Raw genomic sequence first — 325 nt, 5'->3', positions numbered from 1 at the left:
ATTCCTGAGGTGACGGAGCCTGCGCCGAAGGCACGCCCGGCGGTCAGCTCCGCGCCGGTCGCCACGTGAGCCGTCTTTGCTCTCGCGCCGGGCGCTCGCGTGGTCTTCACCGGCACGCTCAGTCGTCCCCGCGAGGCCTGGGCTCGGGCGCTCGCGGATGCCGGCTTCATCACCGGAAGTGTGACCAAGAGCTGCGCGGTGCTCATCGCCGAGGATCCCGCGAGCCAGTCGGGCAAGGCGAAGACCGCTCGCGCTCACGGCATCCCTATCGTCACCGAAGGCGAGTTCATTCCGGTGTCCGATGCGTACGTGGCGCAACGAGCCG

General features: G+C 69.5%; 1 protein-coding gene. It reads left to right on the top strand.

Annotation, left to right across the window (positions count from 1 at the left end; translation table 11 throughout):
* Window positions 1–99: 99 nt before the first annotated feature.
* A partial coding sequence (locus tag KI686_RS16130) for a BRCT domain-containing protein (RefSeq protein WP_237590347.1) occupies window positions 100–325 on the top strand: 226 nt, incomplete at its 3' end.

Source organism: Polaribacter sargassicola (assembly GCF_021991835.1).
Taxonomy (GTDB): Bacteria; Bacteroidota; Bacteroidia; order Flavobacteriales; family Flavobacteriaceae; genus Polaribacter; species Polaribacter sargassicola.
The sequence above is the reverse complement of the archived record's forward strand: the minus strand, read 5'-3'. Positions and strand labels throughout refer to the sequence as shown.